The 19,965-nt window shown below is 31.9% G+C and carries 18 protein-coding genes; all 18 read left to right on the top strand.

Features of this window, described 5'->3' with window-relative positions:
• Nucleotides 1-224: 224 nt before the first annotated feature.
• Entirely contained in the window at nucleotides 225-830 is a 606-nt protein-coding gene (locus tag ACJDUH_RS09425; protein WP_406764901.1) for an FMN-dependent NADH-azoreductase, read from the top strand.
• A 155-nt stretch (nucleotides 831-985) separates the two neighbouring features.
• Nucleotides 986-1,966, top strand: coding sequence for a ComEC/Rec2 family competence protein (locus ACJDUH_RS09420; RefSeq protein WP_406764900.1), 981 nt, complete (start codon nucleotides 986-988; stop codon nucleotides 1,964-1,966).
• Nucleotides 1,950-2,165, top strand: a complete 216-nt coding sequence (locus ACJDUH_RS09415; protein ID WP_406764899.1) for a DUF3006 domain-containing protein — start codon at nucleotides 1,950-1,952, stop codon at nucleotides 2,163-2,165. Before ACJDUH_RS09420 ends, ACJDUH_RS09415 begins: the two co-directional genes overlap by 17 nt.
• A gap of 204 nt (nucleotides 2,166-2,369) precedes the next feature.
• Complete coding sequence (locus ACJDUH_RS09410; RefSeq protein ID WP_406764898.1) at nucleotides 2,370-3,596, top strand: molybdopterin molybdotransferase MoeA; 1,227 nt, start codon at nucleotides 2,370-2,372, stop codon at nucleotides 3,594-3,596.
• A 43-nt stretch (nucleotides 3,597-3,639) separates the two neighbouring features.
• A complete protein-coding gene (locus tag ACJDUH_RS09405) occupies nucleotides 3,640-5,547 on the top strand; it encodes a molybdopterin biosynthesis protein (RefSeq protein ID WP_406764897.1) in 1,908 nt (635 codons plus the stop codon).
• Between the two features lie 13 nt (nucleotides 5,548-5,560).
• On the top strand, nucleotides 5,561-5,995 hold the full coding sequence (locus tag ACJDUH_RS09400; RefSeq protein ID WP_406764896.1) for an MOSC domain-containing protein: 435 nt from the start codon (nucleotides 5,561-5,563) through the stop codon (nucleotides 5,993-5,995).
• 4 nt (nucleotides 5,996-5,999) lie between these two features.
• Nucleotides 6,000-8,060, top strand: a complete 2,061-nt coding sequence (fdhF, locus tag ACJDUH_RS09395) for a formate dehydrogenase subunit alpha (RefSeq protein ID WP_406764895.1) — start codon at nucleotides 6,000-6,002, stop codon at nucleotides 8,058-8,060.
• Nucleotides 8,061-9,965 carry a 4Fe-4S dicluster domain-containing protein gene (locus tag ACJDUH_RS09390; protein WP_406764894.1) on the top strand — a complete coding sequence of 635 codons (1,905 nt, stop codon included), beginning with the start codon at nucleotides 8,061-8,063 and terminating at the stop codon, nucleotides 9,963-9,965.
• A gap of 19 nt (nucleotides 9,966-9,984) precedes the next feature.
• Entirely contained in the window at nucleotides 9,985-10,587 is a 603-nt protein-coding gene (locus ACJDUH_RS09385) for a molybdenum cofactor guanylyltransferase (protein ID WP_406764893.1), read from the top strand.
• On the top strand, nucleotides 10,588-11,370 hold the full coding sequence (gene fdhD, locus ACJDUH_RS09380) for a formate dehydrogenase accessory sulfurtransferase FdhD (protein ID WP_406764892.1): 783 nt from the start codon (nucleotides 10,588-10,590) through the stop codon (nucleotides 11,368-11,370).
• 150 nt (nucleotides 11,371-11,520) lie between these two features.
• Nucleotides 11,521-12,231 carry a pseudouridine synthase gene (locus ACJDUH_RS09375; RefSeq protein WP_406764891.1) on the top strand — a complete coding sequence of 237 codons (711 nt, stop codon included), beginning with the start codon at nucleotides 11,521-11,523 and terminating at the stop codon, nucleotides 12,229-12,231.
• Between the two features lie 61 nt (nucleotides 12,232-12,292).
• A complete protein-coding gene (gene mnmM, locus ACJDUH_RS09370; protein ID WP_406764890.1) occupies nucleotides 12,293-12,844 on the top strand; it encodes a tRNA 5-(aminomethyl)-2-thiouridylate-methyltransferase MnmM in 552 nt (183 codons plus the stop codon).
• 158 nt (nucleotides 12,845-13,002) lie between these two features.
• The gene (locus ACJDUH_RS09365) at nucleotides 13,003-13,890 is read left to right on the top strand and encodes a MurR/RpiR family transcriptional regulator (protein WP_406764889.1); all 888 of its coding nucleotides are present in this window, start codon (nucleotides 13,003-13,005) and stop codon (nucleotides 13,888-13,890) included.
• A 141-nt stretch (nucleotides 13,891-14,031) separates the two neighbouring features.
• The gene (gdhA, locus tag ACJDUH_RS09360) at nucleotides 14,032-15,399 is read left to right on the top strand and encodes an NADP-specific glutamate dehydrogenase (protein ID WP_406764888.1); all 1,368 of its coding nucleotides are present in this window, start codon (nucleotides 14,032-14,034) and stop codon (nucleotides 15,397-15,399) included.
• A gap of 196 nt (nucleotides 15,400-15,595) precedes the next feature.
• Entirely contained in the window at nucleotides 15,596-16,825 is a 1,230-nt protein-coding gene (locus tag ACJDUH_RS09355) for a BaiN/RdsA family NAD(P)/FAD-dependent oxidoreductase (protein ID WP_406764887.1), read from the top strand.
• Complete coding sequence (aroH, locus tag ACJDUH_RS09350; protein WP_406764886.1) at nucleotides 16,825-17,181, top strand: chorismate mutase; 357 nt, start codon at nucleotides 16,825-16,827, stop codon at nucleotides 17,179-17,181. The genes ACJDUH_RS09355 and aroH overlap by 1 nt, the downstream gene beginning before the upstream one ends.
• A 78-nt stretch (nucleotides 17,182-17,259) precedes the next feature.
• Nucleotides 17,260-17,937 carry a (d)CMP kinase gene (cmk, locus tag ACJDUH_RS09345; RefSeq protein ID WP_406764885.1) on the top strand — a complete coding sequence of 226 codons (678 nt, stop codon included), beginning with the start codon at nucleotides 17,260-17,262 and terminating at the stop codon, nucleotides 17,935-17,937.
• Nucleotides 17,938-17,945: 8 nt separating this feature from the next.
• A complete protein-coding gene (locus ACJDUH_RS09340) occupies nucleotides 17,946-19,856 on the top strand; it encodes a bifunctional 4-hydroxy-3-methylbut-2-enyl diphosphate reductase/30S ribosomal protein S1 (RefSeq protein WP_406764884.1) in 1,911 nt (636 codons plus the stop codon).
• Nucleotides 19,857-19,965: the final 109 nt, after the last annotated feature.

Here is a 19,965-nt window from a genome sequence, read left to right as displayed (position 1 = left end):
AAATATATTATAACATATACTTATAGAAAATTATCATATTATAAGAGAAATTGTAAAAACTATTCTACATACATGGTATATTTTTGTATACTATGTATAAAAAAAGTGCCTTCTTGTGAATAAAGTATCATGTTGTTATTATAGTAACATACTAATAATTAGTATGTTTTCTAGACAAAATAAGGGTAGTTTAGAGCACAAAAGAATATGGAGGGATAATTATTATGAGCAAAGTACTTTACATCAAAGCTAATGCAAAAACAGATGAGGCTTCAAGAACTTATAAGATTTCAGAAAGTTTCGTGGAAGAATATAAGAAAAATAATCCACAGGATGAAATCATAACTTTAGACCTTTATAAGGAAGGTATTGATTTTTTACCACAAGATAAGCTAATGGAACTTCATGCACCAAAACCTGGTGAAGGAAAAGATAATCCTGTACTTAAATATGCTTATCAATTTTTAGAAGCAGATAAATATATAATAGCATCACCTTTTTGGAATTTAAGTATTCCAGCAATATTAAAGGCTTATATAGATTATGTATGTGTTGCAGGAATTACTTTTAAATATACTGCAAATGGCCCAGTAGGCTTATGTGCTGGTAAAAAAGCCGTGCATATAGTAGCTAGAGGCGGCAGCTATGCGGAAGGACCAGCAGCTGCATTTGAAATGGGCGACAGATATTTAAGAACTATATTCGGGTTCTTTGGAATTACTGATTTTACTACTATAGCTGCAGAAGGCTTAGATATTATTGGAGTAGACGTTAATGCTATCGTAGAAAAAGCAAAAGAAGAAGCAAATAAAACTGCAAAGAACTTTTAATTATAAGGGCAAACTCATCTTTTGGGGATGCCCTTTAAACTATCATACATAAAAATATATTTTTTAGTAATTTATTTTCTTCTAAATGAATCGTTACAATTTCAAGGAATTGTAGTAAGATATTATTATAATATTAAGAAGGCTGGGGGAAATAAGTGAATAAAAGTACATTTATCTATAAAAGGCATATTTTAATGCTTCTATTATCTATGTTAATACTGCTATCTGGCTGCAGTACTAATAATTCAAAAAGTGCAATAAGTGGAGATGTATCTAACAGCACTAATTCAAAGCTTGATTCTCAAAGCAATGATAATTCTGTAAAAGAAACTTCATCCTTGGTTACAGTAAATGGCAAACTAAAGGTTCATTATATTAATGTGGGGCAAGGTGACAGTATACTAGTGCAGCAGGGAAGCCAAAATATGTTAATTGATGCTGGAACTAACGATTCTACTGAAACTTTAATAAATTACCTAAAGTCACAAAACATTAAAAAGCTGGATTACTTTATACTTACTCATCCCCATGAGGATCACATTGGAGGCGCAGATGCTATCATTAACAGCTTAAATATAGGAACTATATATATGTCAAAGGTTACAACTAACACTAAAACCTTTAAAGACGTAGTTACTGCCATGAATAAAAAGGGCTTAAAAGCAAAAGTGCCTGTAGTAGGTACTAATTTCAAGCTTGGAGATGCAAATTGTAATATATTAGGTCCAATAAATACAGTAAGCGGCGATTTGAATACCTATTCAATAGTTTTGAAGGTGACCTTTGGAAATAATAAATTCTTATTTACAGGAGATGCTCAAGTTTCAAATGAAAAGGATATGATTAATAAAGGCTTGGATTTAAGTGCTGATGTCCTTAAACTTGGTCATCATGGAAGCCATACCTCTACATCTTTGGATTTTTTAAATAAAGTTAATCCTAAATATGCAGTTGTAAGCTGCGGCGTAAAAAATGATTATGGTCATCCTCATAAAGAAGTAATGCAAAGGCTTCAAGCAAAGAATATAAAACTCTATAGAACTGATGAAAGTGGTACGATTATATGCCTGTCAGATGGTAAAAATATAAGTTTTAATACAAAGCCGGGGGATTATAAAAATGGAAGCAGTAATTGATAGATTTGAAGAGGGTTTTGCCGTCTGTGAAAAAGAAGATGGCACTATGATTAATATCAAAAGGCTCTTAATTCCTAAAGAGGCAAAAGAGGGAGATGTACTCATTATTGATGGGGACAATATACAAATAGGTATTAATGAAACTTTAAAGAAGAAAAAGGGAATTGAGCTTTTAACTAAAGATCTATGGGAAGAATAAGTCAGTGCAGCTCTGTATATTATGTAAGTAAGGTTAAGTGGAGCTGCACTGATTTTATATTTATATTTCCATTACCTGGGAAATATTTCTTGGTTTGATTAATTAAAATTTTGTCAATTATTGACATGATATGGCCTAGGGGGTATCATAAAATTATATTTTGCAGCTTATAGAAGCTTTTTTAATGCTATAGGGGGTTAAATTATGGAGCTTTTAAGCGTTAGGACAACAGAAGAAGTAAGAGCTTTAATAAATAGGGAATTTGCCTATAAATTGGAGTCAGAAACCGTCTCCCTTTTAGATTCGGTAAATAGAATCTGTTCAAAAGATATAAAAGCTAACTTAGACATTCCAAACTTTAGAAGATCAACAGTAGATGGTTTCGCAGTAAATTCTAGAGATGTTTTTGGTGCAAGCGAGTCCATGCCGGCCATAATGGAATTAATAGAAGAAATAATTATGGGAAAAAGTCCTGAAAGTGAAATATATAATGCAGGAGAATGTTCCTATGTACCTACTGGCGGTATGCTTCCTCAGGGTTCTGACAGCGTAGTTATGCTGGAATATTGCGATAGATTAGATGATAAAACAATTCTTATTAACAAACAATCTGCACCGGGAGAAAATGTTGTACAAATAGGTGAGGATGTGTCCATTGGTGATATAGTTGTAAAAGATGGACAAAGGCTTAGACCCTATGAAATTGGTGTATTAGCTGCTCAAGGTATAAAGGAAGTAAATATTTATAAGAAGCCAAAAGTTGCAATAATATCTACAGGTGATGAAATCGTTTCAATTGAAACTGATCCTAAATTAGGAGAGATTAGAGATATAAATACTTATATGCTATACAGTTTAATAAAGCAAGATGGTGGTATTCCAATAAGTTATGGAATTGTAAAAGATGAATTTTTGCTTTTAAGGAATATAGTAGATAAAGCTTTAAAAGAGTGTGATATAGTTCTAATTTCAGGTGGAAGCTCAGTAGGTAAAAAGGATCATACTTTAAAGGTTATAGATTCCTATGATAATGGCGGGGTATTGGTACATGGAATGGCCATAAAACCAGGGAAACCAACAATTGTTGGGAAAGCTTATGAAAAAATAGTATTTGGCCTTCCGGGGCATCCTCTAGCAGCTTCAGTTGTCTATAAAATACTAGTTAAAGACTATATAGATAAACTAATGAAGTTAAAGGAAGAAGAGTACGGAATTGCTGCTGAAATGAGTATTAACTATCATAAAGCTATGGGTAGAGAAGAATATCTACCAGTTTCACTTAGAAAAGAAAATGATAAAGTTATAGCATATCCTGTATTTGGAAAGTCGGGAATAATCACAGCTTTTTCTAGAGCTTATGGTTATATAAGAATTAATAAAGATGTGGAAGGCTTATATAAAGGAGAAAAAATAGAAGTGTATAAACTTTAAAACAACTAACATAGGGATAAAAAGAAAAAATGGAGGAGTAGACATGGCGCAGAAGGTTTTTTTAACAAATATTGAACTGGATGAGGCTGTAAAATTATATATTAGTAAGCTTGGAAACCTAGAAAGTCAAAAAGAGATTATTAATACTATAGATTCTAGGTCAAGGGTAGTAAGCTCACCTGTTTACTCAAAGATTTCTTCCCCCTTTTATAATAGTTCTGCCATGGATGGAATAGCAACTTTAAGCAGTAAAACTTTTAAGGCATCAGATAGAAATCAAATAGAACTAATTGAGGGAAAGGATTATTTAGTTGTTGATACTGGCGATCCCATACCAAAAGAGTATGACTCAGTAATTATGGTGGAGGACCTTATTAAAATTTCAAAAGACAAGGTGCTGATTTATAAAAGTGCTGCTCCATGGCAGAATATAAGGCCTTTAGGTGAAGATATAGTAGAAGGTCAACTTATCATTCCATCAAAACATACTATTAGGCCTGTTGATATTGGTGCTATGCTGGCTGGTGGTGTAAATGAAATTGAAGTATATAAAAGGCCAGTTATTGGGATTATTCCTACAGGAACAGAAATAGTAGAACCAAAAACCGACTTAAAGGTTGGAGATATTATTGAGTTTAATTCAAGGGTATTCTCATCCATGATTGAGGAATGGGGAGGGATCCCAAGAAGATATAATATAGTTAAGGATGATTATGAATTAATTAAGAAAGCTGCCCTTAAAGCTATTGAAGAATGTGATATGGTTTTAATAAATGCTGGATCATCTGCAGGTAGAGAAGACTACACTTATGAGATCATTAAAGAGCTTGGCAGCGTAGATATTCATGGTATTGCTATAAAACCAGGAAAGCCAGCAATATTAGGAAGCATTAAGGAAAAGCCTATAGTTGGTATACCAGGTTTTCCTGTTTCAGCATATTTTATTATGGAAAACATCTGTAAGAAAGTAATTAAGGGATTTTTAGGGATACAATCCGAAGAAATAAAAATAATTCAAGCTACTCTTTCAAGAAGAGTGATGTCATCTTTAAAATATTTGGAATTTGTAAGAGTAAAGCTAGGATATGTTGGAGATAAGATTATAGCAACTCCATTAAATAGGGGTGCAGGGGCTACTATGTCTCTAGTAAATGCAGATGGGGTTTTAGAGATCCCTCAAAACATAGAAGGTATTGAGGCAGGTTCAAAGGTTAATATAAAGCTTTTAAAAACAGAAGAACACATAAGAAATACCATTGTCTGCATAGGAAGCCATGACCCAATAATTGACACTGCAGCAGACTTATTACATCTAAAAACAAGTAAATATTTTCTTTCTTCTGCTCACGTTGGAAGCATGGGAGGAATCATGGCACTTAAATCTGGTGAAGCTCACATAGCACCAATACATCTGCTTGATATGGAAGGCGGAGAATATAATATTTCATATATTAAGAAGTATTTAGGAGACAAGAACATTGCCATTATTAAAGGAGTTAACAGAATACAGGGGATAATGGTGTTAAAAGATAATCCTTTAAATTTAAAGTCCCTTCAAGATATTGTATCAAAGAAGGTACGTTTTATTAATAGGCAAAGGGGCTCTGGAACAAGATTATTTCTTGATTATAACATAAAGAAATTAAATATTAATTCTAAAGATATTAGTGGCTATGATAGAGAAGAGTACACACATTTAAGTATTGCAGCAGCTGTAGCTGCAAAGGATGCAGATTGTGGATTAGGAATATATTCTGCAGCAAAGCTTATGGGCTTAGATTTCATACCACTTGGAAATGAAGAATATGATTTTGCAGTGCCAAAGGAGTTTCTAAATTCAGACAGTATTAAAGAATTTATAGAAGTAATAAAAAGTGAAGGTTTTAAAAATGAGCTTGATAAATTAGGCGGATATGATTACTCCAATATTGGGAAAATAGTAAATATATGAAAGAAGGGTTACTATGGCAAAAGTATTAGCAGTAAATATTAGTGAAAAAAAAGGGGTTATAAAACATCCTATCGAAAAAGGACATTTTATAGAGGATTTCGGCCTTGAAGGTGATGCCCATGCAGGTAAATGGCACAGGCAGGTAAGTCTTTTAGGGATGGAAAGTATAGAAAAGATGAAGAAACTCGGGGCAAAGGGACTATGCTCAGGTAAATTTGCTGAAAACCTTACCACTGAAGGTATTGTACTTTATGAACTTCCTGTTGGCAGCAAGCTAAAGATAGGTGAGGTACTTATGGAAGTTACACAAATAGGCAAGGAGTGCCACTTTGGCTGTGAGATTCGTAATCTTATTGGGGATTGTATAATGCCGAGAGAGGGTATATTTACAAGAGTTTTATCAGAAGGCTTTATAAAACCTGGAGATGAAATAATTATTGTAGATTAATTAAATGATTTATTTGGGGGGAAGTGAAATGAAGAAGGTCCTTACTACATGTGGTTATTGCGGCTGCGGTTGTAATTTTTATTTAAACGTTGATGATAATGAGATAATTGGGGTAACACCAAAGAATGATCATCCAGTGAGCAAGGGTAAACTTTGCGTTAAAGGATGGCAGGGCTACAGCTTTGTAAATCACAAGGATAGATTAACTAAGCCTCTAATTAGACAAACTGATGGAAGCTTTAAAGAGGTTTCTTGGGATAGTGCTATTTCTTTTATAAGCAATTCCTATAAAAATATTATTGAAAAAAAAGGACCTGAAGCTATAGGAATGTTATCTTCAGCAAGGTGTACCAATGAAGAAAATTATCTAATGGTAAAATTAGCTCGTGCAATAATAAAAAGTAATAATATTGATCATTGTGCCCGCCTCTGACATAGCCCAACAGTAGCTAGTTTAGCTGCAGCATTTGGAAGTGGAGCAATGACAAATACAATTGATGAGTTGGAAGATGCAGAAGTAATTTTTGTAATAGGGTCTAATACAACAGAGCAGCACCCTTTAATCAGCGTGAGAATAATAAATGCAGTTAAAAATAAAGGAGCTAAGTTAATTGTTGCTGATCCTAGAAAAATACCTCTAGCAGAATATGCCCATATATATGCACCAATTATTCCAGGAAGCAATTTAGCTTTTATTAATGGAATTTTAAATGTAATAGTAAACGAGAATTTAATTAATGAAGAGTTTATAAATAATTTAACTGAAGGCTTTGAGGAATTTAAGCCATCAATTAAAGAATACACACCTGAGAAGGTAGCCGCTATTTCTGGAGTTCCCGAAGGAACTATTAGAGAAATAGCAAGATTATATGCCAAGGCAGGAAAAGCTTCTATAGTTTATGCCATGGGAATAACTCAGCATATTACTGGTACCAAAAGTGTAGGGGCACTAGCTAATCTATCTTTACTAACCGGTCAGATAGGCAGAGAATCGACAGGAATAAATCCTCTTAGAGGGCAAAATAATGTTCAAGGGGCCTGTGATATGGGAGCACTTCCAGATGTTTTACCAGGTTATCAAGCATTAATTGATGAAAAAATTCATGATAAATTTTCTTTAGTTTGGGGAAAGGATTTTGCTTCAAAAGCAGGCAGAACTATTGGGGAAATGATGGATGGAGCCATTGAAGGGAGTATAAAATCGCTTTTTATTATGGCTGAAAACCCTATGCTTTCAGATCCAGATATAAATCATGTTAAAAAGGCTTTAGAAAGCTTAGAGCTATTAGTAGTTTCAGATATTTTTATGACTGAAACAGCAAAACTTGCCCATGTTGTACTTCCTGGTACAAGCTTTATGGAAAAGGATGGCACTTTTACAAACACTGAAAGAAGAGTTCAAAGGGTTAGAAAAGCAATAAGCCCAATTGGAGATAGTAAAGAGGACTGGAGAATACTATGTGAAATTATCAGAGCTTTAGGAGGACAGGCAGATTATTCTTCTCCTTCGGACATAATGGAAGAAATGAGAGGGTTAGTTCCTAGCTATGGAGGTATTACTTACGAAAGACTTGAAAAGGAAGGCCTTCAGTGGCCATGCCCTGATATAAATCATCCTGGAACAAAGTTTTTGCATAAAGGCAAGTTTTCAAGAGGACTTGGAAGATTTACTATAAATAATTACGCTCCATCAAGTGAGCTTCCTACTGAGGAGTATCCTTATATTTTAACAACGGGTAGATTACTTCATCACTATCATACTGGCACAATGACTAGGAGAGCATGGGCTTTAGATAGAGAATATCCAATAGGGTTTATGGAAGTAAACCCCAATGATGCTGAAAAGCTTGGACTAAGAAATAGGAAAAAGGTAAGGGTAACTTCTAGAATTGGAGAAATTATTATCGAGGTTCGAATTACTGAAAATATTATGGAAGGTGTAGTATTTATTCCCTTTCATTTTTATGAGTCAGCTGTTAACAAGCTAGTTGGTAAAAACATAGACCCAACTGTCCAAATTCCAGAATTTAAAGTTTGTGCTGTGAGAATTGAAGAGGTGAAATAAATGCTTGCTGTAAAAAAAGAAGATATAAAAAAATTATTAAAGCTTTGGTCTAATGCATTTGAAGTTTATGCACCGCAAGATGAAGAAGGACAAGTTATGCTTCTACCCTTTGATGAAGATAAACTAACTTTAGATTATATAAATTTTCCTTTCCCAGTAAAAGAATATATTTTTAAACAAAAGGAGAAATTATTTAATTGGAAGCTTAAAGGTAAAGATATACAGGTTGATAACTTTACAAGCAATAATAAAAGGAAAAGATTATTTTTTGGAATTAGAGCCTGTGATGCCTATGGTATAGCATATATGGATAAGTTCTTTCTTGAAGGTTATAAGGATGAAGCTTACGAAAAAAACAGAGAAACAGCTTATTTTGCTGCTGTGAATTGTACTGAAGTAGGAGAAAACTGCTTTTGCAAATCAATGGGTATTGGACCATTTGCTAGCTCTGGCTACGATATTCTTTTTACAGAAATCAACGATATATATATGGTTGAAATAGGCAGCAATAAGGGAGAAGAATTAATAAAACTTGGAGCTTCAATATTTTTTAATATTGATGAAAATTATGCTGACCAAAAGGCTGAATTACTTAATGAAGTAAATAAGAAATTTAAGCTAAAGCTTACAAAGAAAAATATTCATAAGCTCTTAGAAGAAAACTTTAATGATCCTTTGTGGGAAGAAATATCGAAGGATTGTGTAAGATGTACAGGCTGCACAAATATGTGTCCAACATGCACATGCTTTAATGTGGTTGAAGAAAATACTGATAGCTGCAGCGGGTGCAGGGTAAGATACTGGGATTCTTGTCAAAGTGATTCTTTTACTAGAAATGCTGGTGAGCATAATCCAAGAAATAAGGTATCAAGGGTAAGATACAGAATATATGATAAAATGAAATACATTGAGGAAAAGTTTAGTATGAAGGGCTGCACAGGTTGTGGAAGGTGTATCAATGTTTGCCCTGCAAATATAAATATTGTTGGTATTATTAATACTTTGGCTGAAAAAAGCAATATAGAAATACCTTCTGAAAAAATTGAGGAAGATAAACATCTACTGCATCATGATAATAACTGCGAAAGTGTTTATACTCCGCAAGTTGCGGTTATTACAGATATCATTCCAGAAACTAAGAATATTAAAAGGTTTATTATGCAATATGAGGATAAATCTTTGCATGAGAATTTTAAATTTACAGGACAATTTTTTGAAATAACGGTTTTTGGGGTGGGAGAAATAGCAATTTCAATTCCATTTTCTCCAAGCTCAGAAGAATATTTTGATTTTTGTATTAAAAAAACCGGTAAAGTAACTAATGCCATACATGAAATGAAAATAGGAGATAAGGTAGGCTTAAGAGGCCCATTTGGTAAAGGTTTTGATTATGACTTATTTAAAGGCAAAGATATAATTATAATCGGTAGTGGTGTTGGCCTTGCACCTGTAAGAACCATGATATTACGGATAATTGAAAACAGGCAGGACTTTGGAAAGGTTGTTATTATAGGGAGTGCCATGTCCTATGAAGACTTAGTTTATAAAGATGACTTAATTTCATGGAGTAATATAGATGGGGTTAAGGTACTTTATGCCTTAAGCAATGCTACAACCAAGGTAAATGCTCATGTAGGCTATATTAATGACTTACTACCTGATTTAGGGCTCAATTGGAATAATACTTCGGCAATAATCTGTGCATCTCCAAGAAGAATTAAAGCTGTTGCTAAGGATTTAATAAATTTAGGAATGAAAGGCACAGATATATATACCTCTCTAGAGACCCACATGCGATGTGGTATAGGTAAATGCGGGCACTGTAAAGTTGGAAGCAAGTATATGTGTATTGATGGACCTGTTTTTAATTATGAGGAAATGCTTACATTACCACCTGAATTTTAGAGGATGAGGAGGTAAACCTTTGAAAGACTTTGGAACAGCAGCTATTTTATGTGGTGGAAAAAGCAGCAGAATGGGCTTTGATAAATGTGAAGTCAGAGTTAATGGCAAATTATTAATAGAAATTATTTCAGAACAATTAAATAAGGTTTTTGAAAATGTAATTTTAATATCTAATGACAAAAATAAGTTTAAAAATATTAGATATAAGGTAATAGAAGATATAATACCAAATTCAGGACCCTTAGGAGGAATTTATACAGCTTTAAATCATGCTGATAGTAAGTATGTTTTTGTAACTGCCTGTGATATGCCTGTTATAAATTTAGATTATATAAAATATATGATGGGTTTATTAAAAAAGCAAAGCTTTAAAGGGGTTGCCTCCTATAATTCTGGCCTCATTGAACCATTATATGCCTTTTATTCTAAGGAAATGCTTTCTGTTTTTGAAAAAGAACTTAATAATAATAATTTTAAACTCTTTCAGGTTATTAATAAATGCAATTTGCATTATGTTAAAGAAGAGAAAGTAAGAAAATATTCTAAGAACATGAATATTTTTACTAATTTAAATTATAAATCAGATCTTGAATTTCTAGAAAGTTCTTTTATGGAGGGATAAATGGCACTTCAGATTAAAAAGGAGATAAAAATAAGACAGATAAGTAATAAGTTATATGAGGATACTTTAGACTTTATAGTTAGTGAAATGCCTCTAAAAATATATATTAATTATGAGCTATATACAGTATTGATGTGTACACCAATGGACCTAAGGGAACTTACTGTTGGCTATCTTTTTTCTGAAGGTATAATTACATCTACTGATGATATTGTAAGTATTGAAGAAAAATTTGAAGATAGAGTTTGCGTTGTTTTAAAAGATGAAATTAAAGTTAATTTTGAGGGAATAAAAGCTAAAGTCTCTGGCTGCGGCAATGCTAGTACACAAATAGAATATTTAGAATTAGGCTTAAGTAGTGAAATTAGAAGTAATAATAAGATTTCTTATAAGAGCATAATAAAATTAATGAAGGAATTTAATAAGAGCTCAGAACTTTTTAAACAAACAGGAGGAGTGCACAGCTGCGCTCTCTGCAGTAATGATGAAATTGTTATTTTTACAGAAGATATAGGAAGGCACAATGCCTTAGATAAGGTAATAGGGAAAGCCTTAGTAAATAATATAGCTAGCAGTAATAAATTTTTATTGACTACTGGAAGAATATCTTCTGATATAATAGTAAAAGCAGTAAAAGCTGGAATACCAATTGTAGCTTCTCACTCTGCACCAACTGATTTAGCATTAAATATAGCCGAGACTTCCGGGGTTACAGTTATAGGTTTTGTGCGAGGCCTTCGAATGAACCTCTATACTTATAAGGAAAGAATTATTGATATTTAAAGATCAAGGTATTGACACTAGATTAATGGAATCTAAAAGGATAACTCCTTTTATAAATTCCAAAGAAAGGTGTCAATTTTTTTATTGGATATATTATTTTTATAGTCTATAATATGGAAGAGAATATTATGAAATGAAGAAGGTGATGTTATGCTTGAAAGACTTCAAAAGTTTATGGCTGAAAGTGGAGTGGCGTCTAGAAGAAAAAGTGAGGAAATTATTGTTTCCGGAAGAGTTAGAGTTAATGATGTAGTAGTAACTGAACTTGGTTATAAGATAGATATTGATAAAGATAATATATATGTTGATAATAAGTTAGTAAAAAAAGAAGAGAATATGATGTATATTGCTTTAAATAAGCCAATTAAATATATTTCTTCTGTACAAGATGAAAGAGGTCGAAAAACCATATTAGATCTAGTTAAAGTTAAAGAAAGAATATACCCTATTGGAAGATTGGATTATGATACATCAGGCTTAATATTACTGACAAATGACGGTGAGGTTTATAATAAGGTTATCCATCCCAGACAGCAGGTCAAAAAGGTTTATATAGCAGAAATACATGGCCTCCCTACTAATGATGAAGTAAAAAGGTTCTGCAGTGGTGTTGATATAGGAGGTTATATTACAGCAGATGCAGAAATTAAAATTATAAAGAGGGATAAGGCTAGTTCTACAGCTGAAATTATTATTCATGAGGGTAAAAACAGGCAGGTCAGAAAAATGTGCGAAGCTATAAACCATCCTGTTATTTCTCTTAAAAGAATATCAATAGGAAAAATTAAGCTTGGTGAATTAAAGCTTGGAAGCTATAGATATTTAAGTAATTCAGAGGTGGAGTATTTAAAAAGTTTATAGAGAACCAGAAAGAAAATCTTTTATTATCAATTTTAACTTAAGATTTAAGGAGAGTAAGGTAGTGTATAGGTATGTTGGAGACTTAAGTAATTTAGCACATAATATTATTAAGAATTATTGCTCTGAATTTGCAATAGCTGTAGATGCAACTTTAGGAAATGGATATGATACTGATTTTCTAAGCACCATCTTTAATCAAGTATTTTGCTTTGAAATTCAAAAATCGGCTGCAGAAAGTTATGGAGCACGGAAAAAAGAAAATGTAACTATTATAAATGATTCACATGAGAATATATTGACATATATAGATGTTGAGGTTGACTGTGTCATATATAACCTAGGGTATTTGCCTGGTGGTGATAAAAATATAACAACTAAAGCTGATGCTACAATAGAAAGCTTGAAACAAGCCCTTAAAATATTAAGACCTGGTGGAATTATAAGTATATCTATATATATTGGACATAAGGAAGGAGAAAAAGAAAGAGATAAAATTATGCAATTTGTTAATGAACTTCCTAAAAATGAATTTGGTGCAATGCTTCATACCTTTATTAATAGGAATAATAAAGCACCTATGTTATTGATAATTGAAAAAAATCAAAAAATATAATTTTGCACAGGCTTATTGAAAAATCTGAAGTTTGAAATTGAAAATTTATTGGAAAAATAATAAGCAATTGAAAGTTGTATTGATATATTTTGCAATAGATGTTAAAATGAAATAAATCATGCACTTTTATGTAATTTTTAAAGGAAGGAATGTATAAAATGGAAGAAAATAAACAAGACCTTATGAGAACCATACAAATGAAATTTCCTAGGTTAAGTAAAGGCCAAAAATTAATTGCAGAATATATTTTGAAACATTACGATAAGGCTGCCTTTATGACAGCAGCAAAACTAGGCATTAGTGTTGGTGTTAGTGAATCAACAGTGGTTAGATTTGCAAATGAACTTGGATTTAGTGGATATCCAAAGCTTCAAAAAGCGCTGCAGGAACTTATTAAAACACGTTTAACAACTGTGCAGAGAATTGAATTATCTAATGACTATGTTAGTGAAGAAAGTGCTCTAAAGGGTGTATTAAAATCAGATATGGAAAATATAAGAGCTACTTTAGAGAAAATAAACAATAGAACCTTTGAAGAAGTGGTAAACAATATTTTTAAAGCTAAAAAGATATATATAATCGGACTTAGAAGTTCTACAGCAATTGCAGAATTTCTTGGGTTCTATTTAAATTTAATATTAGATAACGTAAAGGTTGTTGGCTATGGTATAAGTGATATATTTGAGCAAATACTAAATGTATCTGAAGATGATTTAGTAATAGGTATAGGATTTCCTAGATATGCCTCAAGGACTATTGAAGCTTTAAACTTCGCTCACAATAGAGGAACAAAGGTTGTTGCAATTACAGATAGTCTTTTATCACCACTTGCTTCTAAAGCAGATTATACCTTAATAGCACAAAGTAATATGGCGTCCTTTGTAGACTCCTTAGTAGCTCCATTAAGCGTTATTAATGCCTTAATAATTGCTGTGGGACTAAGGGAAAAAGAAAAAATATCAAAAACCTTTAATGATTTAGAAAATATTTGGGAAGAATATCAGGTATATTCTTATGTTGATAAAGAAGAAAGTAATGGTCTTTAAAATTCCTTTTTAATTTTAAAATATTTTCAAAAAAAAGAAGGAATATTGCAATTCGTATAGAATAGTATATAAAGAAAGCAATTTAACATTCATTTATCATTTGTTAATGCAGTATTACATTCATTTAGGAGGTATTTTATAATGTCAAACGAAAAATTAAACTCTAAAGACTACATTGCACAGGTTATTGAAAACGTTAAGAAAAGAAATTCTAATGAACCAGAATTTTTACAAACTGTTGAGGAAGTTTTAGGTTCACTTGCACCTGTTCTAGACAAACATCCAGAATACATTGAAGAAAATCTTCTTGAAAGATTCTGTGAACCAGAAAGACAAATTATGTTTAGAGTTCCATGGGTAGACGATGCAGGAAAGGTACAAGTTAATCGTGGATTTAGAGTTCAATTTAATGGATCTATAGGACCTTACAAAGGCGGCTTAAGATTCCATCCATCAGTTTATATTGGTATAGTTAAGTTTTTAGGTTTTGAACAAGTTTTAAAGAATTCCTTAACTGGACTTCCAATAGGAGGAGGTAAGGGAGGATCAGACTTCGATCCAAGAGGAAAGTCTGATAATGAAATAATGAGATTCTGTCAAAGCTTTATGACTGAATTATATAGACATATCGGACCTAATGTTGACGTTCCAGCTGGAGATATCGGCGTAGGTGGAAGAGAAATAGGATATTTATTCGGACAATATAGAAGAATAAAGGCTTCCTTTGAAAACGGTGTATTAACTGGTAAGGGATTAACATACGGCGGAAGCTTAATTAGACCAGAAGCAACTGGATTTGGTGTTTCCTACTACTGCAATGAAATGCTAAAACATGAAAATGAAAGTTTTGAAGGCAAAACTGTTGTTGTATCAGGTTTTGGTAATGTTGCATGGGGTGTTTGCGCAAAGGTTGCTCAGTTAGGCGGTAAAGTTGTTACTTTATCAGGACCAGATGGATATATCTATGATCCAAACGGAGTTACTGGAGAAAAGATAGACTATATGGTAGAAATGCTAAATATTAATAAGGGTGCAAGAGTTAAAGACTATGCTGATAAATATGGCGTTGAGTTCTTCCCAGGAGAAAAACCATTTGGAGTAAAAGCTGATATTATAATACCATGTGCAGTTCAAAATGATATTAAAATAGAACAAGCTAAACAAATAGTAGCAAATGGGGTTAAATTTGTTTGTGAAGCTGCTAATATGCCATGTACAAATGAAGCAGTTGAATACTTCCAAGCTAATGGTGTTATTGTTGGACCTTCAAAAGCTGCTAATGCAGGCGGAGTTGCAACTTCAGCATTAGAAATGGCTCAAAACAGCATGAGAATGGCATGGACAGCTGAAGAAGTAGATCAAAAGTTGCATCAAATAATGGTTAATATATACAACAATTGTAAGAAAGCTTCAGAAGATTATGGATTTGGCTATAATCTAGTAGCTGGTGCTAATATAGCAGGATTTGTAAAAGTTGCAGATGCAATGCATGCTCAAGGAAATTACTAAAATTAACTTTTTAAAGAGAACCCAATGGGTTCTCTTTTTAGTTTATTGGTTTTAACAATTGTTATTGAATTAATCGCTTTAATATATTACATTATAATATAGGGCTTATATTTATTTTCCTTGATAAATATTTAAATAGAATAAACATAAAGAAATTTATTAATTATAAGTCCACAAGTATATTGGTGGTGATAAAATGCCAAAAGTAGTTATAATTGGTGGAGGACCAGCAGGAATAATGGCTGCTATTACAGCTGCTAAAAAGCATGAGGTTATATTAGTAGAAAAAAATGAAAAAATCGGCAAGAAGCTTTTTATTACAGGCAAGGGAAGATGTAATATTACTAATGCAAAAGATATAAGTGAATTTTTTGATTATATTCCTGGTAACCCCAACTTTTTATATAGTGCATTATATACTTTTACAAATGAAGACACTATGAATCTATTTAAAAGGCTTGGAGTTAAACTTAAAATTGAAAGAGGAGATAGGGTTTTTCCTGAATCTGATAAGTCTTCAGATATTATAAATGCTTTAAGAGATGAGTTAATAAAAGAAGGAGTTACCTTAAAGTTAAATTCTCCTGTTAAAAGTGTTTTTGCAAAAGATAATGTCATAATACACATAGAACTTCAAGACGGCTCTATTATTGAAGGAGACTATTTTATTTTCTGTACAGGAGGCTTATCGTATCCAAGAACGGGTTCCACAGGAGATGGACTTTTATTTGCAAAAAGGCTTGGACATAAAATTATTGAGCCGAAGCCTTCATTAGTACCTATAGTAATTGAAAATGAGTGGGTAAAGGAGCTGCAGGGTTTATCTTTAAAGAATGTGGAACTTAAAATTATCAATAATAAAAACAAAAAGGTTATCTTTAAGGAATTTGGCGAAATGCTATTTACCCATTATGGAATTTCTGGGCCACTTGTACTTAGTGCAAGCAGTACAATTAACAATAAGTTAAGTTTAAGTGCTTCTATTAATCTTAAGCCAGCATTAAGTGAGGAAGAACTTGATAAAAGAGTTCAAAAGGATTTCATGCTGTATACTAATAAGGCCTTTAAAAATGCTCTAAATGACTTATTGCCAAGTAAGCTTATAAACGTAGTAGTTAAGTTAGCGGGCATCGATGGTGAAAAGAAGGTAAACCTAATTACCAGGGAAGAAAGAAAAGGACTTGTTTTCTTACTTCAAAATTTCTCAATGCAAATATTTGGACTAAGACCTATTGAGGAAGCAATTGTCACTGCTGGGGGAGTTGATACTAAGCAAATTGATCCTTCAACTATGAAATCTAAATTAGTTGATAACATGTATTTTGCTGGTGAGGTAATAGACGTGGATGCTTACACAGGGGGCTATAATATACAAATAGCCTTGTCAACTGGATATATAGCAGGCAGCAAGGTAGGTGAGAATTAATGATCGCTATAAGAGGCGCAACTACGATAAATGAGGACAATATAGATGAAGTAAGAGAAGCTGCTATAGAATTATTTAATGAAATTATTAAAGAAAATGATATAGAAACAAAAGATATTATTTCTATTATATTTTCCTGTACAGGGGATATTAAAAGCACCTATCCAGGGAAATATATAAGAGAGCACTTTGAGCTCAATAAAGTTGCAATAATGCATTTTAATGAGATGGATGTTAATAATAGTCTAAAAAAATGCATTAGGGTGATGCTACATGTTAACATTGATAAGAATAAGGAAATAAAATATATATATTTAAACAATGCAAAAATCCTTAGACAAGATTTGATAAATTAAAAATCTTAAAGGATTTTAATATCTTTTATAGAATATAATAAAGTGGCTTAATTTAATTTTTGAAAAGAGGTCGTAATATTGAATTTCTCAGTAGCTATAGATGGTCCAGCAGGTGCAGGAAAGAGTACAATTGCTAAAATTGTTGCTCACAAATTTGGCTTAATGTATATAAATACTGGAGCTATGTATAGAGCAGTTACTTTTAAAGCCTTAGATGAAAACATTTCTTACAAGGAAAAAGATAGTTTAGTGGAGCTAATGAATAATTTAGAAATGCATTTTCAAAATGAAAGCTTGATTCTCAATGGAGAAAATATAAACAGTGAAATAAATCTGCCTTTAATAAGCAAGAACGTTTCTAACTATGCTGCTATTCCAGAAGTTAGGCACAAGCTTGTAGCTCTTCAGCAAAAAATAGCAGAAAAGTACTCAGTAGTAATGGATGGAAGAGACATTGGAACAGTGGTTTTAAAAAATGCTCCCATTAAGTTCTTTTTGACTGCTTCTGCAGAAGAAAGAGCTAAGAGAAGGTACTCTGAACTCATGGAGAAAGATATAATTGTAGATTTTAATGAAATATTAAATGATATAATTAAAAGAGATTACATAGATTCACATAGAGAAACTGATCCCTTAAGAAAAGCAGAGGATGCAATTGAAATAGATTCTTCTTTTATGTGTATTGATGAAGTAGTTGATAAAATGTCACAATATATTGTAAGCTTTTTGGAAGGAAATAAAAAGGAGGAGAGTTAAGTAATAATATGAAAGTTATTTTAGCAGAAAAGGCAGGCTTTTGCTTTGGAGTTAAAAGGGCAGTGGATGAGGCCATTAAGGTCAAAAAGGAATATAATAAGAGAATATTCACTTTAGGACCGTTAATTCATAACAATGATGTTGTGAAGTTTTTAGAAGAAAATGATATATATTCAGTAGATGAAAATACTATTAATGAGTTAAAAAATGGTGATGTAATTATAATCCGTTCACATGGTGTTTCGCCTGAAACCTTTAAAAAGCTTGAAGAAATAGGACTACATATAATTAATGCTACTTGTCCTTATGTATCAAATATTCAACTTAAAGTTAAGGAATATTATGATAAAGGCTTTACGATTGTAATTGTAGGAGATAAGAATCATCCTGAAGTTATAGGTATAAATGGTTGGTGTAATAATACAGCTATTATTGCTAAAACTAAAGAGGAACTAGGTAAGCTTCCAAGAAAGGTTTGTGTAGTATCACAAACTACAGAAAAACAAGAGAATTGGGAGAATGTAATAGAGTATATACTTAAGAATTGTAAAGAAATTATGGCTTTCAACACAATTTGTAATGCTACAGAAGAGAGACAAAAAAGTGTAGAAGAATTATCGAAGAAAGTAGACATGATGGTTGTACTTGGTGGCTATAATAGTTCTAATACTACAAAGCTTTATGAAATATGCAAGAAATATTGCGTCAATACAATACATGTTGAGAATTGGAATGAAATACCTAAGGAATATTTTCTTGGGAAAAATATCAATACTATAGGTGTTACAGCAGGAGCTTCAACACCTGATTGGATAATAAAGGAGGCAATTAATAAAATGAGTGAAATGAATAATGAGGTAAATGAACAATTAGCATTTATGCAGCAAAATGAAAATCATATTTATGTAGGAAAGGTTGTAAAAGGAACTATTATTTCAGTGAATGAAAAAGAAGCTTATGTTAATATAGGCTATAAATCAGATGGTTTACTTCCAAAGGAAGAAGTTACTAAGGAAAGCAATGTAAGCCTAATTGATGTATTAAAGGCTGGAGATGAAGTGGAAGTAAAGGTCATTAATAGAAATAATTCAGATGGATATGTAGTTTTATCTAAAACTGAAATAGAAAGAGAACAATCTTTTAAAGATGTTAAACAAGCTTTTGAAGATGGATCAAATCTAAAAGTAATTGTAAAATCAGCTGTTACTGGTGGATTAATAGGAAGTTATAAAGGTGTAAGAATATTTATACCAGCTTCACATATTGAATTATTCCATGTAGATAATTTAGAGCGTTTTATAGGTAATGAAATCGAAATAAAGATAATAGAATTAAAAACTGAAAGAAGAAATACTAGAATTGTTGGTTCAAGACGTGAAATATTAAAAGTTCAACGAAATATAATGGAAGAAGAAGCTTGGAAAACAATTAACGTAGGAGATAAAGTAGTTGGTGAAGTAAAAAGACTAACTCAATTTGGAGCTTTCATTGATGTTAATGGAATAGATGGTTTGCTTCATGTTTCTGAAATTTCATGGGGAAAGGTAGATAAACCAGCTAATGTTCTTAAGGTTGGACAGAAGGTAGAAGTATTAATTGTAGATGCTAATAAAGAAGAAAAGAAGTTATCCTTAAGTATTAAAAAACTTACTGAAAATCCTTGGGAAAACGTTGAAGAAAAATATCCAGTAGGAACTATAGTGTTAGGGAAGGTAGTTAGATTTGCTAATTTTGGAGCTTTTGTGGAACTAGAACCAGGAGTTGATGCCTTAGTACATATATCCCAAATTAGTCATGATAGAATTAATAAGCCTTCTGATGTATTAAAAATTGGAGAACAAATTAAAGCTAAAATTGTAGATGTAGATAAAGAAACAAGAAAAATAGGCTTAAGCATTAAAGAAGCTGAAGAAGTTTAAAATTTTAACTTAGGCTATAGTTATCTAAAAATAATGTTGATATACAGTTTACTCTGAAAAATTTCTAATAAACTGTCAATCAACATTATTTTTAATATGTTAAAAATTG

The sequence above is a fragment of the Candidatus Clostridium radicumherbarum genome, from assembly GCF_045310525.1.
GTDB lineage: Bacteria > Bacillota > Clostridia > Clostridiales > Clostridiaceae > Clostridium_AT > Clostridium_AT radicumherbarum.
The sequence above is the reverse complement of the archived record's forward strand: the minus strand, read 5'-3'. Positions and strand labels throughout refer to the sequence as shown.